Raw genomic sequence first — 14,066 nt, forward strand, 5'->3', positions numbered from 1 at the left:
GCGTCCGATGGCACCTCGCGATTGTGCTCAGGCTGCGCTCACCACGAACACCGACACCGAATCGGTCAACTGTGCGACCTGTTCGTCGAGTGATTGCGACGCAGCCGACACTTCTTCGACCAGCGTCGCATTCTGCTGCGTCACCGTATCAATCTGCACGATCGCGCGGTTGACGAGCTCGATGCCCTGTCCCTGAGCATCCGATGCCGCGGCGATACGCTCAACGATCTCCGCAACTTGCGCGATCGATCTCCGGATCTCCGATGTCGCGCGATCGGCCTCGCGGGCTTGTTGCGCCCCCGCCTCGATCGTTGCCACGGACCGATCAATCAGGTCTTTAATTTCCTTCGCCGCCGCGGCCGACCGCTGAGCGAGATTGCGCACCTCCGATGCGACAACCGCGAAGCCCTTACCCTGACTCCCCGCTCGTGCTGCCTCGACCGCCGCGTTGAGCGCAAGCAGATTGGTCTGAAACGCAATCTCGTTGATCACGGACGTGATGTCCGCGATACGCGTGGCACTCCCTGCAATGTCGTTCATCGTGCCGACCATGCGCTCCACGGCCTGCGTTCCTTCGTCCGACATCCGGTTCGTGCTATCCGCCAACGCGTTCGCTTCGCGCGCATGGTCTGCGTTCAGCCGTGCCGTCTGCGTCAGTTCGCCGAGACTGCTTGCGGTGTGCTGTAGCGACGCCGCCTGTTGCTCGGTGCGTGCGGACAGATCCAGATTGCCCGCCGCAATTTGCTTCGACGCAACGCCGACGGTGTCGCTCGAGATACGCACGCCGCTGACGACGTCCGATATTTGTGCGAGCAGCAGGTTAAGCGCGGTCGCTGTATAGCCGATCTCATCCATCCGCCCTACCTTCGCCCGCAGCGACAAATCCAGCGAACGCGTCACAGCCTCGAGTGTGCCCTGCATCTCACGCAAACCACTTCGGATCAGGCGATACACATGAAGACCGAACACACCGGTTATCGCCAGCGCGCCAGCCGTCACGCTGAGCATCAGGGCAATCGCAAACCGATAGGCGCGCGCATTTTCGTCGCGCACGGCATCGACACGCGCGAGTACCGCGTTCAAATGGCCGCGCAGCGCCTCGTTTAACGCCAGCGCCGCATGATGGACTTCTCCGCCGTTATGCAGCATGGCCAACGCACCATCGCGATCGCCGCTACGCAGCGTGTCGAAAAAGCGTGTGCGCGCCTCGCGATAGGCGGACATACTCTGTTGATCGCTCGCAAGCTGGCGCTCATCCGCGTCGTCGACCGTGTCGTGTTGCCGATAGTCGGCCACCGTCTCATCGAAGCGTCGGTCCGCGTCAGCGACCTCGCCAAGGGTCGCAGACCGGCTCGCATCGTCCACGCCGTCGACGACGTAGCGATAGACCGCGAACCGCATGGCCGCAACCTGATCGGCCGCAAACGAAACGGATTTCAGTGCCGGAATAGTGCGTGTCTCGAGCCCTTCGATGCGTTGATACGATGCATGCAGCTGAAAGAGGCCGTATCCGCTCACGCATATAAGCGCAAGCTGGGCAAGGCCGAGCGTGACGACAAGCCGTCTGACGATGGACATGATGGAACCCCGTGGTGGTCGATAGGTGTTATGCAGTCTCGATTCGACCTCGGCTCCGATAAGACCTTACATCGTCATTACAGAGGGATGCCGCATCGCGCTGTTATTTCCCATAACGCCCGACGGAGTTATTTCATTGCATCGACTTCCATTGAATTTGCCAAAGACTGCGATTGGCAAAATGACCGACTGATAGCCGGGCCTTGCTCAGAAGAAATACGCAATCAGCAGCCCCTCGGTCACCACGCCAAGAATCGTGCTGATCAGAATGGTTGCCGTAGCGTCCGCCGTATAGGTCTTGTTCTTGAGCGCAAACATGGCGGCAGCGGTCGCGGTCGGCACGGCGCCGGTGATTACGGCCTGATGCGCGGGCTGTCCCGTCACACCGAACAACACGGCGCCGAGCGCCATCAATCCGGGCTGCAGAAAATTCTTGATCCCGAGGTTGGTCAGGACATTCGCATTGATCATGAAGCGTTCGCCATACAGCATGAGGCCGAGTGCGAACAATGAAGTGCCGCCCGCCGCCTTTGCGATCAGTTCAATCGAGTTGAGCACAGGACCGGGCAGCGTCACGTGACTGAAACTCAGCACCATGCCCAGAATCGGCAGCCACACGATGGGATTGATGACCGCACGCGCGATGCTCTGGCCGAAGACGCGCACGATGCTCGTCTGCTCGCCCCCCGTCTGGCCCTGGGTACCGAGTTGAGTCAGCACAATCGTCAGCGGCAGCATCAGGATGCTGGTGATGAGATTGCCGACCAGCACCGCGAGAAACCCCTCCGCGCCAAACATGGCCGCAAGAATCGGCGCACCGAAATAGGCCATATCGGGAAATGCGCAGACCAGCGCCTGCATGGTCGCCGTGCGCAGATCGTGCCGAAACACAAAGCGTCCGACGCCGAGCGCGATCACATACGTCCCCATCAGACCCAAAGTCAGGCATAGCGCAAAGCCGACGTTGTGCAATTTGTCCGGCGATGTCTTCACGGCGCCTTCAAAGAGCGCGAATGGCAGCGCAAATCGAATGACCAGCGTCGCCAGCACGCCAGCGTCGTCATGCTTGAGCAAGCCGATACGCCCCGCGAACCAGCCGAGTACGATGACGAACGCGACCGGTAACAGGCCGTTAAGGATGGTGTCGAGCAAGACAGACTGTCGTTTGAGCAGCCAGGGCTGTCCGCACTACTTGCGTTGATAAGGTACGTAGTGAGGCGCCCAGACCTTGCGGCGGATCAGTTCTTCGATCTGATCGGTACTCACGCCTTGAGTCAGGCCCTCCTTGTGAGCCTGCAGGGCAACCGCAAGCGCGACCGTGATCGATACGTCGCGTAGTGACGTCACGGGAGGAAGAAGATTGCGATCCGGGTTAGTGCGCGCCGGCGACGCCGCGGCGAGTGCTTTTGCCGCCGCCATAAACATCGCATCCGTCACGCGCGACGATTTGACGGCAATCGCGCCAAGACCCACGCCCGGGAAGATGTAGGAGTTGTTCGTCTGATCGACCTTGAATTTCGCACCGTTCCGATCGAGCGGCGGGAACGGGCTGCCGGTGCCAATCACCGCCCTGCCTTCGGTCCATGCTTCCAGATCGGCAGGCGTGGCTTCGGCGCGCGACGTGGGGTTGGACAGCGGGAAAATCACGGGACGCGCATTGTGCTCGGTCATCGCACGTACGATGGGTTCGGAGAAGGCACCGGCCTGCCCCGACACGCCGATCAGCACCGTCGGCTTGGCATTGCGCACGACATCCAGTAAAGAGACTCGATCGGGATGGTCGAGCTTCCAGTTTGCGACCGCCGCTTTGTCCTGCAAAAAAGGCTGCTGGAATGACGCAATGCCGTCCATCCCTTCGACAAGCAAACCATCGCGGTCGACCATAAAAAAGCGTTTTCCCGCTTCACTCTCCGATACGCCTGCATCGGCCATCGCCTTGCGGATCAGGCTTGCGATGCCGCAGCCCGCCGAGCCCGCGCCCATCACGGCAATGCGCTGTTCCGTGAGCGGTACGCCCGTCACGTTGATCGCCGATAGCAGCGTGCCCGTCGCCACCGCGGCCGTGCCCTGCACATCATCATTGAACGTACAGAGACGGTCGCGATACCGTTCGAGCATGCGCGTGGCGTTGTTCTTCGCGAAGTCTTCCCACTGCAACAACACGTGCGGCCAACGTTTCGCCACCGCACTCACGAAGGCCTCGATAAAGTCGTCGTACTCCTCGCCGCGAACGCGTTCGTGACGCCAGCCGATGTACAACGGATCGTTGAGGCAATCGGGATTGTCGGTGCCGACATCGAGCATGATCGGCAGCGTCGTGGCCGGGTGCAGACCACCGCACCCCGTATAGAGCGCGAGCTTGCCGATGGGGATCCCCATACCGCCCGCGCCTTGATCGCCAAGACCGAGGATGCGCTCGCCATCGGTCACCACGATGGCTTCGACCGTATCGAAGCGCGGATGCGCCAGAATCGATTCGATCCGCTGCTTGTGCGGCAGGCTCAGGAACAGGCCACGCGGCTTGCGGAACAATCGGCTGAATTGCTGGCAGCCTGCACCGACGGTCGGCGTGTAGACGATTGGCAGGAGTTCTTCGAGGTTCTGCACGAGTAGCGCAAAGAACAAGGTCTCGTTGGTGTCCTGCAGATCGCGCAGGAACGCATAGCGCTCAAGGTCCGTCTCGAAGTTGCGTAGTGCCTGAAGACGACGCGACACCTGCTCTTCGAGCGTGCCGATCGTTGGTGGAAGGAGGCCATGCAGATCGAACGTATCCCGCTCCGATGCCGTGAACGCGGTGCCCTTGTTCAGCAGTGGCGAGGCCAGCAACTCATAGCCGGATAGCGACGTCGCGACACCGTCTTTCATCGCGTCGGTGGTGGAAAGATCAGCCATGGAGCGCTCCTGAAAGGGTCCGACTCTGCACATCGCGCATGCACGTGTGGTGCCTGATTCGTGTCGGATTATAGGGAGGCCCAACGGTTTCGGCAGACCGGCGAGGGCGGCCGGGTCGCCCGGTCATTCACACCAACGCGGCGGATACCTCACGTGCAATCACAATGAATGCGCGCATCGCGGCGGTCTCGTAGACACCTCGTCTTCGAAGCAGTGCCGCAGGCCTGAGTTCAAGTTCGGGGCGGAACCGCGCCGTGCTGAGTCCTGCCCGAGCGACGCTCAGCGGCAACACGGTGACGAGATCCGTCTGGCTCACCACTTCAAGCAGCACCGCGACGGAGTTGGCCTCCATCACCACGTTCGCGCGCAACCGCTTGGCAGCGAGATATCGATCGACACTTCGCCGCGTGGAGAACGATGCATCCAGCAAGGCCAGCGGCAGCGTCGATAACTCCGCGGGCGTCACGACAGGCTTGAACGCGGACGAGGTGTCGGCCCTGGCAATCAAGGCCAGACGCTCCTTATGCAACGGCGTCGCCTCGATGTCATCGACCGGCATGTCGCCAAAACCAAAACCCACATCGAGGGCATCGCTACGAAGCAGCGACTCCATGTCCTCTTGCGACGTCACGCGTATCGACAGTTCGATACCAGGGTGGCGCGCTCTGACGCGTTCCACGAGCGGCCCCACGAGATAGTGCGCAACGGTCGGCGTCACGCCGAGACGCAGCGAGCCCACCGACAGATCTTCGACGTCACGCACTGCTCGCGCGGCTTCGTCGAGTTGTTCGAGCACGTGACGCGCATATCGGAGGTACACAACGCCCGTGTCGGTCGGACGCACTTCGCGGCCGCTCCGGTCGAGAAGCTGCACGCCCAATTGGTCTTCGAGCTCCTTGATCTGCTGCGATAGCGCGGGCTGCGATACATGGAGCGCCTGGGCCGCTCGCGTAAAGCTGCGGTTGTCGACGACAGCCGTGAGATACCGGATATGACGCAGCAGCATGGCCTATAACCTCTGCTTATGGGAAGCGTAAGAAACCAGTCTTGGACGATTATGCATCACGTCCCTATCCTTGACTCAACCGCGCAACACACAGCGTCGCTTTTCAAGGACAGGCAGTCCGGTTAAAAGCGCACTCGCCGAGATGTTGGGCGTCGACCCACTCAGTAAGGAGAGATGAAATGCAACAGTTCGCCCGAATCCTCATCGACCATGTCGCCCTGCCCGTCATCGTGATCGACGGCACACCCTTTGATCTGCGTCCGCTCGTAGCGGACATCACGCCTGCGGCGATCGCGAGCGGCGTCCTCGACAACGTCGACACTTCCGCGTTAGCGTCGATCAAGGGACCGTATGACTATCTCGCTCCGATCGACGGTGTTCGCCAGTTCGCCGCGACCGGGTTCAACTACCGCAAGCACATCGAAGAGTTCAAGATGGTGCCGCCGACCGAGCCCGAAGTCTTTCTGAAGGCCATGTCGTCGATCACGGGCCCGAACGATCCTGTCTCGCGCGGACCCAATCCAGGCACCAAGCTCGATTGGGAAGTCGAACTCGCCATCGTCATCGGCCGTGAAGCGCGCGATATCGCAGCGGCAGACGCACAGGACTATATCTTCGGCTACGTCTGCATCAACGACATCTCGGACCGCGCCACGCAGGTCGACAGCCTCGGCGGTCAACATCTCGTGCGCGCCAAATCGCGTGCCGGCTATTCGCCGATCGGCCCTTATCTTGTGACAGGCGTCGACGGTGCGAATCTCGATCTCTGGACGAAGCTGAATGGTCATGTCGAACAGCAAGGCAATACGAGCGACATGCTGTTTTCCATCAGCGAAATGCTGGCGTATTTCTCGAAGCACATGACCCTGCTTCCGGGTGACATCCTTGCGACGGGCACGCCGCCGGGCGTCGGGTTCGGTAAGAACAAGTTCATGAAACCAGGTGACGTGCTTGAGTGCGGGATCGAGCATCTGGGTGCGCAACGGCACGTGATTCTGGTGTGATGGTGCGATGGCGTCGGGACGGATGTCCCGACTTCCTCGCGTCCATCGTCGACTGCTCGTGCTGAATGTCGATGGCCGGCCACCCGCTATTGGCGTTTGGCATTTGGCGCTGAGTTAAAGGCGGGTGACTACTCGCTAGCGCTTTGATTGCCTTTCCCGCAGTCGCTATCGCCCCTCAACACGGAGTTCAGATCATGCAATGGATGTCCCGGCTCTGGCGAGAATACAAGAGCGTCGCCGCGTTTCTTGTGCTGATGGTCGTGTTTCGCAGCACGGTAGTCGACTGGAACGTCGTGCCCAGCGCTTCGATGCTGCCGACTATCCTTCCGGGCGATCACATCATCGTCGACAAAATGGCCTACGAACTGCGCGTGCCTCTCACACATATCAGCGCGATCGATTTTCATGGCCCCCGACGAGGCGATATCGTGACCATCGATTCTTCAGCGGCGCACGAGTTGCTCGTCAAACGCGTGATCGGCTTGCCCGGCGACCGTATATCGATGAATCACAACGTGCTGTACGTCAACGGCAGACGCGCTGCCTATCAGCCGCTGGGCTCCGATCTGTTGACCGGAGATTCAGGCTCGCCAGCCGAATACCAGCTCGAGCATGCCGATGGCATCTCGCACCGCATTCGCTTGTCCGTCGACACGCCCAGCCCGCGAAGTTCGTTTGACCCGCTCGTCGTCCCTGCGCATGAATACTTCATGCTCGGAGACAACCGCGACAACAGCGCTGATTCCCGCTACTTCGGGTTTTTCCCTCGATCGGAAATCATGGGCCGGGTACGCCGGGTCGCTTTCTCGCTCAACCCCGATCACTTCTATCTGCCACGCATCGACCGGTTCGCCGCTCGGCTGGATGATCGTCCAGATCTGACGCCAATGGCGACCCCTGCAGGATAGGCAACACGCTGTCACCCCATTCTTTTTCGTCGGGAAACGCGGGCCTTCCCGACGCTGTCGCTTTTGCGCCTCGGCCGTTCTGCGCCCTCCGGACAACTGGGATAACGTGAAAATCCGTCACGCCGGCGACTCACGCCGGTTATGCGCGAAGGCAGAAGACAGTCATGCAAATCGAATGGGGACACGACAATGAAAAGCACGCTGTATCGCCTCGCTCTGCTGGTGTCGATCATCTGTGTGGCCGGTTGCGCCAGCCTCCCACCGCAAGCCGGCCGCCCCGTTACCCATGCGCTGACCAACACGGACGACACGCGTCTTGGTACGCAATTGTCGCCCTCGAATCAGCAGCATCCGGGCGATACGGCGTTCCATTTGCTCATCACAGGCGTCGACGCGTTTGTCGCGCGCATCGTGCTCGCAGAGACCGCAGATCGTTCCGTCGACCTTCAGTACTACATCTGGCATGACGATGAGACCGGACAAGGTCTGGCCGCATCTTTGCTCGCCGCCGCCGACCGCGGCGTGCGCGTACGCCTGGTGCTCGATGACCTCGGCACATCGGCCGATGACGAGGTGTTGCTTGCGCTCAACTCGCATCCGAACATCGAGATCCGGCTATTCAATCCTGTCGCTGCGCGTTCGTTCAAAAAGCTCGGGACGCTCTTCGAGTTTTCTCGGGTGAATCGACGCATGCACAACAAGGCCATGATCGCGGATAACCAGGCCGCGATTCTGGGCGGACGCAATATCGGAGATGAATACTTCGGCGCGTCGAGCAGCGTGGCCTTCAGCGATCTTGATGTACTGCTTCACGGTGCCGTCGTATCGGACATCTCCAACGAGTTCGACTTGTTCTGGAATTCGGATGAGGTCTATACGGTCGAGTCGCTCGTTGGGCATAAGGCCCCCGCAGGCGCGCTCGATGCGTATCGCCAGCACCTGGCAGCTTCCGTTGCAGCACGAGAAGGCGGCGCGTACGCCGACGAAGTCAAAACGCGATTGAAAGACGCGCTCAAATCGGACGACCTGTCGTTCTCATGGGGACATGCCACCCTGCTCTTCGATGACCCGACGAAGATCACTCGCTCCCCCAACGATATCCAGGGTCATCTGCTGACAAAGTTCAATGCACTCCATGTCGAGCCGCAGCATGACATGCTCGTCATTTCACCGTATTTCGTTCCCGGCGATGAAGGCATGGCCTGGATGAAAGGCCTCGAAGCGCGTGGCGTCGACGTCACCGTATTGACGAATTCATTGGCCGCAACCGATGTGGCTGCCGTGCATTCCGGTTATTCACGCTATCGGATGGAGATGCTTGAAGCCGGCGTGCATCTGTTCGAGTTGAAGCCGGTCGCAGACAGCGAAACGAAAAAGAAGATGCTCTTCGGTTCTTCGAAGGCGTCGCTTCATGCGAAGACGTATGTGTTCGACCGAAGCAGTATTTTCATCGGCTCGATGAATCTCGATCCTCGATCCCTGACGTTGAACACGGAGATCGGTGTCTATTGCGAGGATCCGAAGATTGCTTCGCAGGTCGTCAGCGACGTGACCCCGCAGCTGAATACCCTTGCGTGGAAGCTCGAGCGCAGAACGGACGCAAGCGGCGACAGCAAAATCGTCTGGATCGAGAACGGCCCCGGCGGGCCGCAGGAGTTGACCAGTGATCCGGATGTGTCGAGCTTCAGGCGAATGGAGATCTGGTTACTCGGGTTGCTGCCGATCGAGTCTGAATTGTAAGCTCCGGCCAATATCTGCAACGAGCAACGAGTACCGGGTAACGAACAGCGCGTAACAAATATAAATAGTCTCGCTGTAACCCAAGATCACCGGCCGCCGAACTATCCAGCAAGAATGCAGGCGATTGCGCAACGCGCTCTCGCAGCATCAGATCGCGCATGACAGATCATCATAACGATGGTCTTTTCGTATTCAGCGCGAATACATCGGATAGGAGCACGATCTTGCAACTGCTGGATCGGATTGCGCAGGGCGCATCATGACCATTCATTTCTCGTGCACGACTTGCGGCAAGTGCTGCCACAACCTGCGACTTCCGCTCAGCGTCGACGAAAGCGTCGCGTGGCTGAAACGAGGCGGCACCATTCAGGCGTTTTGCGAAGCGATTCCATGGCCGGTGGAACCGCCTGAGGACGACGGTCCGGCACATCACAAGCGTGAGCGATCGTTCGCCGCAGTCAGTGGTGTGCAACCCGTGCGTATCATCCTGACGCTGGTTGCAGCCTTCGACGGCGCGTGTCCACATTTACGCAGCGACATGCTCTGCGGCGCCTACGAGGAAAGGCCTCGGGTTTGCCGAATCTATCCTGCGGAGGTGAATCCGTTCATCACGCTCGATCCCTCGGGCAAGGCGTGTCCGCCGGAAGCGTGGTCCTCCGAGCGTCCGGTCTTCATGTTGGGATCGCAGGTGAATGATGCCGCTACGCGCGCGGTCATTCGCGAATCGCACGCTGTCAGCGCTCAAGATGCGAAGCGCAAAGGCCGCCTTGCCGCTTTACTGGGATGTCGGGCCGCCGCGCTTGCGAACGAGGGGTTTGTGATTTATTCGTTCGACAGTGCGACCGCGCTTGCGGCACTCGAGACGGTCGTCTCGGAAACGGCGACTCAACAACTGGGTGAGCCGCAGCGCGAATGGGAGTTTGTCTCGAACCAAGGCGGCACAATCGAGACGCTCACGGAGATTCGCGCCCGTGTGTCCCGCAGTGATGCACTCGATGGTGCGCCCCACGCGTTTCTGGCGTTTCTACCCGACTCGTTTTCCGGCGCAACGGTCCCTGCGCAGACGGAGTAAGCGGATTGCTGCAATGTCGGCGAACTCGCGAAAGACGTGGGCCCGACATCAGCCGCCGTTGCGCATAACGCCAGGCTTCAGCCGGCTTCGTGCGATGTCAGTCGACGGTCGCGTCGACGTCCATGTCGACCGGCGCGCGGCGAGTCCGCGCACTTCCGAGCTTCGTGCGAAGCGCCTTGAGAATGGAATCGGTACCGATCTCGCTGACCGCCCCGCCACTCTGAATGCCGATCGATTGGCAGCTGGGTGTCAGCCGCAATCGCATCGGCTCTTCACGAGCAAACAATGTGACGGTGCCGGTATCGGTCGTATGCGCCACATGCATCAGACCGCCATCGCAACCGGCAAAGACGGCACTGCGTGCTACGACTGCGCGAGACTGCAGGAGACTCAATTGCCCGACCAATGACCGCACTTCAAATCGTCGGTAGGTCTGCTGGCAAATCGATTCAGCGATGGCGGCGCCGTTATCCGCACCCAGCAACACGACGGTCGGCGGCACATCGATGTTGCCCGCCTCATCGAGCGCGCGAAGCAGCTCGGCCCACCGGTCATACGTTCGCCGAGGCTCAATTCCGCCAACCGCAATACACATAAAGCGTGTATCGGGCATCACGGCATCGACGCTGCGTTCGGTCGACGCGAAGCATCCGAGATACGGCTTCGCGATCTCATGCAGATCGTCGGGCGTCAGGTCGAACTGGAAAACGCGGTTGATCGCGGCGAAGCTGAATTGCGTCTGATTGCGATCCGGGCCGTAGAAGTATTCGAACAAACAAGCGAATGGGAGATGCTTGAAGTATTTCTTCTTGAGGCGAATCGACGGGAAGTTGAATTCGTTGAGCAGAACCGCGTCGTACTCGTGCTTCAACGCATCTTCGACACGATCGAATACGTTCGAGAAAATGTCATCTTCCTCGAATAGCGGAAACAGTTTAGGCAGCGTCAGCAGATCGATTTTGACGCCCATCCCGCGCAACAGGCTTCGGCCGGCCATATCCATCGTCGCATCGCCGAAATTGGCCTTACCTGTGTATAGCCACAAAATCCGTGCATCGCGTGGCAATGTCGAACGATAGAGCGGCAATTGACCGCCCATCGCGAGCGACATGCGCCGATGCAAATATTTCTTCGCGATTTTCAGTTTCGATGCACTTTCCAGAAAGCGCACGGGATCGTGCGGAACCGATTCATACGGAATGCTTGTGGAACGTGCAACACAACGGTCGATCAGTCGAAACATACTGTTTGTCGTCTACTGCATTTGCCACGTACGGCAAAAACTGGATGAAAAGTCACATCGCAATCAGGATGCGTTGCTTGCGTATCGCCTTTTGACGTACTCGCGCGCGCTGGGCGTTCCAATCGGCGACGGGAGAATGCGTGGTTATTTTGCGTAATGATTCAGATTATACGCATGATGTGAGACATCACCGTGAATTACAGATGCATCGAGTGAACCCAGTGAGGGACCGTGGCCCTTTCGGTAATCTTGTCTCTTGACAATTCGAATACATTGACTCGGCTGGCTTGATCGATCCGGTTAACGGCAGGTATTCACATTTATTGAGCCAGATTGATTGCAAGGATATTGTTTTTAACCCCGTTGATCCGGGAATCACAGATGCCGCGGCTATCGGAACTCAGACCGCATCCGTTCTGATAATGAACACATGTCAGTGATACGACGCTTCGGCGAATCAGCCATTCAAACCCCTGTTTCGCCGTGGCACGATTTCACAAAGCGAAACGCGCCGTCGAAAAGTGAAAGCCCGAGTCGACATTACCCATTCACATTTTGCATTCTGGGAAACACCACTTCGCGATGCGAAAAGCACGCCGCAAGTCATTGATTTCAAGTGTGTGAAACATGCTTCGAATCGCACATTCGAGGGGCGTGCATACGAAAGGAACGCCGTTAGACTTTTCTCAAAGGTTTCCTACTCGTTTCTTACTCGATGGAGCGCATCATGTTGAACGTCTATGTAGAGCCGGTGCCGAAGGGCCGATGGGGTCCGGTCGAAGGGTATGTGCTGGAGTTTCTGGACGGAACGAAACTCAGCCCGACGCTATTCGCATCCGAGCGAGTCGCCGTCAATGAGATCAAGTTGATGGGCCATGTTCCGATGGTCGCGAAGGTGCGTGTGACCGACAAACGGACATCCGAACATTGGGAGCGCACGGAGTAACGCGCGCATCGAAGTTTTTCGACCCCATAAAACAAAAACCCCGTAGAGCCGCGACTCTACGGGGTTTCGCCGCCATTGCTGGCGGAGACGGAGGGATTCGAACCCTCGATCCAAGTTTTAGCTCAGATGCTCCCTTAGCAGGGGAGTGCCTTCGACCACTCGGCCACGTCTCCCAAACTGTCTCATCGCGGCGGAAGCCTTTCGCGACGAGACGTGAATCATAGCGGCAAAGCGTTGAACGGTCAAATACAGGCAGACGCTTTTACCCATATTTTTTGTCACGCGTTTGCCTTGGCGATGTCGTTACGCCTGGTCGAGTTCGAACGCCTTATGCAGCGCGCGCACGGCGAGCTCCATATACTTCTCGTCGATCAGCACCGAGATCTTGATCTCCGACGTCGAGATCATCTGGATGTTGATGCCCTCTTCCGACAAGGTACGGAACATCTTGCTTGCGATACCGACATGCGAACGCATGCCGACGCCGACGACCGATACCTTCGACACCTTCGCATCGCCGAGCACCTTGCCCGCGCCAACATGACCCTTGACGTGTTCCGTCAGGATGTCCATAGCGCGCGTGTAGTCGCCGCGACCCACGGTGAACGTGAAGTCGGTCAGACCATCGATACTCTGGTTCTGGATGATCATGTCGACGTCGATGTTCGCGTCGGCGACCGGGCCGAGGATCTGATAAGCGATGCCGGGCTTGTCCGGAACATCCGCGACAATGATCCGCGCTTCGTCGCGCTGGAAGGCAATGCCCGAAATAACCGCTGCTTCCATGGTGTCGTCTTCTTCAAAAGTAATCAGGGTGCCCGAACGCATCTCGACGTCGAGCGGAATCTGCGGATCAGTGAGGCTCGACAGCACGCGGGTCTTCACGCGGTACTTGCCGGCGAACTCGACCGAACGGATTTGCAGGACCTTCGAACCGAGGCTCGCCATTTCGAGCATCTCTTCGAACGTGATGCGATCGAGGCGACGTGCTTCGTCGACCACACGCGGGTCCGTCGTGTACACGCCATCGACGTCCGTATAGATCAGGCACTCTTCGGCCTTTAGCGCCGCGGCAACCGCAACGGCCGACGTGTCGGAACCGCCGCGACCCAGCGTCGTGATGTGACCATCGGGATCGACACCCTGAAAGCCCGTGATCACGACGACCTTGCCCGAATCGAGATCGGCCAGCACGCGTTTGTCGTCGATGCTCGAAATGCGCGCTTTGGTAAAGGCACTGTCAGTGGCGATCGGCACTTGCCAGCCAGCGTAGCTGACTGCGTCGACGCCGGCTTCCTGCAGCGCAATCGCGAGCAGGCCGACGCTGACCTGCTCGCCCGTCGCGGCGATCAGATCGAGTTCACGCGGGCTCGGCTGCGAGGCGATTTCTTTCGCAAGACCGAGCAGACGATTCGTTTCGCCCGACATCGCCGACGGCACGACGACCATCTTGTGGCCAGCCTTGTGCCATTTGGCGACGCGTGCTGCGACATTCTTGATGCGCTCGACGGAGCCCATCGACGTGCCGCCGTATTTATGTACGATCAGTGCCATTTTTTTTCGAAACTACGTGGTTCAGAGCGATTGGGCAAGCATTCGAAAATAAACGATGCTCGCCGAAAAAACAAGGGGTTAGCACGCATCAAATCGCGTTGAGCGCACGTTCGCGCATTAAAT

At 59.1% G+C, this 14,066-nt stretch carries 11 protein-coding genes and 1 tRNA gene; 5 read left to right on the plus strand and 7 right to left on the minus strand.

The window, feature by feature from the left end; all coding sequences use genetic code 11:
* Positions 1-27: 27 nt before the first annotated feature.
* From ACMFWR_RS12935 to cynR, 4 genes are all read right to left on the minus strand, one after another.
* Positions 28-1,578, minus strand: a complete 1,551-nt coding sequence (locus ACMFWR_RS12935; RefSeq protein ID WP_413192050.1) for a methyl-accepting chemotaxis protein — start codon at positions 1,576-1,578, stop codon at positions 28-30.
* Between the two features lie 207 nt (positions 1,579-1,785).
* Positions 1,786-2,730, minus strand: a complete 945-nt coding sequence (locus tag ACMFWR_RS12940; RefSeq protein WP_413192051.1) for an AEC family transporter — start codon at positions 2,728-2,730, stop codon at positions 1,786-1,788.
* Between the two features lie 36 nt (positions 2,731-2,766).
* The gene (locus ACMFWR_RS12945) at positions 2,767-4,470 is read right to left on the minus strand and encodes an NAD-dependent malic enzyme (RefSeq protein ID WP_413192052.1); all 1,704 of its coding nucleotides are present in this window, start codon (positions 4,468-4,470) and stop codon (positions 2,767-2,769) included.
* A gap of 127 nt (positions 4,471-4,597) precedes the next feature.
* Entirely contained in the window at positions 4,598-5,476 is an 879-nt protein-coding gene (gene cynR, locus ACMFWR_RS12950) for a transcriptional regulator CynR (RefSeq protein WP_413192053.1), read from the minus strand.
* 179 nt (positions 5,477-5,655) lie between these two features.
* Here cynR and ACMFWR_RS12955 point away from each other — a divergent pair, with 179 nt between their 5' ends.
* The 4 genes from ACMFWR_RS12955 (at position 5,656) to ACMFWR_RS12970 (ending at position 10,200) form a co-directional block, all read left to right on the plus strand.
* Positions 5,656-6,480, plus strand: a complete 825-nt coding sequence (locus ACMFWR_RS12955; protein WP_413192054.1) for a fumarylacetoacetate hydrolase family protein — start codon at positions 5,656-5,658, stop codon at positions 6,478-6,480.
* 194 nt (positions 6,481-6,674) lie between these two features.
* Entirely contained in the window at positions 6,675-7,388 is a 714-nt protein-coding gene (gene lepB / locus ACMFWR_RS12960) for a signal peptidase I (RefSeq protein WP_413192055.1), read from the plus strand.
* Positions 7,389-7,577: 189 nt separating this feature from the next.
* On the plus strand, positions 7,578-9,128 hold the full coding sequence (locus ACMFWR_RS12965; RefSeq protein WP_413192056.1) for a phospholipase D family protein: 1,551 nt from the start codon (positions 7,578-7,580) through the stop codon (positions 9,126-9,128).
* A 259-nt stretch (positions 9,129-9,387) separates the two neighbouring features.
* Positions 9,388-10,200, plus strand: coding sequence for a YkgJ family cysteine cluster protein (locus ACMFWR_RS12970; RefSeq protein WP_413192057.1), 813 nt, complete (start codon positions 9,388-9,390; stop codon positions 10,198-10,200).
* 97 nt (positions 10,201-10,297) lie between these two features.
* Here ACMFWR_RS12970 and ACMFWR_RS12975 read toward each other — a convergent pair whose 3' ends face one another.
* Positions 10,298-11,443, minus strand: coding sequence for a glycosyltransferase family 9 protein (locus ACMFWR_RS12975; RefSeq protein ID WP_413192058.1), 1,146 nt, complete (start codon positions 11,441-11,443; stop codon positions 10,298-10,300).
* Between the two features lie 727 nt (positions 11,444-12,170).
* Here ACMFWR_RS12975 and ACMFWR_RS12980 point away from each other — a divergent pair.
* Positions 12,171-12,389, plus strand: a complete 219-nt coding sequence (locus ACMFWR_RS12980) for a hypothetical protein (RefSeq protein WP_413192059.1) — start codon at positions 12,171-12,173, stop codon at positions 12,387-12,389.
* A gap of 79 nt (positions 12,390-12,468) precedes the next feature.
* Here ACMFWR_RS12980 and ACMFWR_RS12985 read toward each other — a convergent pair.
* Both ACMFWR_RS12985 and ACMFWR_RS12990 read right to left on the minus strand, forming a co-directional pair.
* Positions 12,469-12,562, minus strand: a tRNA-Ser gene (locus tag ACMFWR_RS12985).
* 130 nt (positions 12,563-12,692) lie between these two features.
* Entirely contained in the window at positions 12,693-13,943 is a 1,251-nt protein-coding gene (locus ACMFWR_RS12990) for an aspartate kinase (RefSeq protein WP_413192060.1), read from the minus strand.
* Positions 13,944-14,066 lie beyond the last annotated feature (123 nt).

This window comes from Pararobbsia alpina (assembly GCF_965118125.1).
GTDB classification, from domain to species: Bacteria; Pseudomonadota; Gammaproteobacteria; order Burkholderiales; family Burkholderiaceae; genus Pararobbsia; species Pararobbsia alpina_A.

Excerpts from the sequence above, each read along its gene's own strand:
- cynR (WP_413192053.1), bottom strand. The coding sequence starts at position 5,476 with ATGCTGCTGCGTCATATCCGGTATCTCACGGCTGTCGTCGACAACCGC.
- ACMFWR_RS12955 (WP_413192054.1), top strand. The coding sequence starts at position 5,656 with ATGCAACAGTTCGCCCGAATCCTCATCGACCATGTCGCCCTGCCCGTC.
- ACMFWR_RS12975 (WP_413192058.1), bottom strand. The coding sequence starts at position 11,443 with ATGTTTCGACTGATCGACCGTTGTGTTGCACGTTCCACAAGCATTCCG.
- ACMFWR_RS12980 (WP_413192059.1), top strand. The coding sequence starts at position 12,171 with ATGTTGAACGTCTATGTAGAGCCGGTGCCGAAGGGCCGATGGGGTCCG.
- ACMFWR_RS12965 (WP_413192056.1), top strand. The coding sequence starts at position 7,578 with ATGAAAAGCACGCTGTATCGCCTCGCTCTGCTGGTGTCGATCATCTGT.
- ACMFWR_RS12990 (WP_413192060.1), bottom strand. The coding sequence starts at position 13,943 with ATGGCACTGATCGTACATAAATACGGCGGCACGTCGATGGGCTCCGTC.
- ACMFWR_RS12970 (WP_413192057.1), top strand. The coding sequence starts at position 9,388 with ATGACCATTCATTTCTCGTGCACGACTTGCGGCAAGTGCTGCCACAAC.
- lepB (WP_413192055.1), top strand. The coding sequence starts at position 6,675 with ATGCAATGGATGTCCCGGCTCTGGCGAGAATACAAGAGCGTCGCCGCG.
- ACMFWR_RS12935 (WP_413192050.1), bottom strand. The coding sequence starts at position 1,578 with ATGTCCATCGTCAGACGGCTTGTCGTCACGCTCGGCCTTGCCCAGCTT.
- ACMFWR_RS12945 (WP_413192052.1), bottom strand. The coding sequence starts at position 4,470 with ATGGCTGATCTTTCCACCACCGACGCGATGAAAGACGGTGTCGCGACG.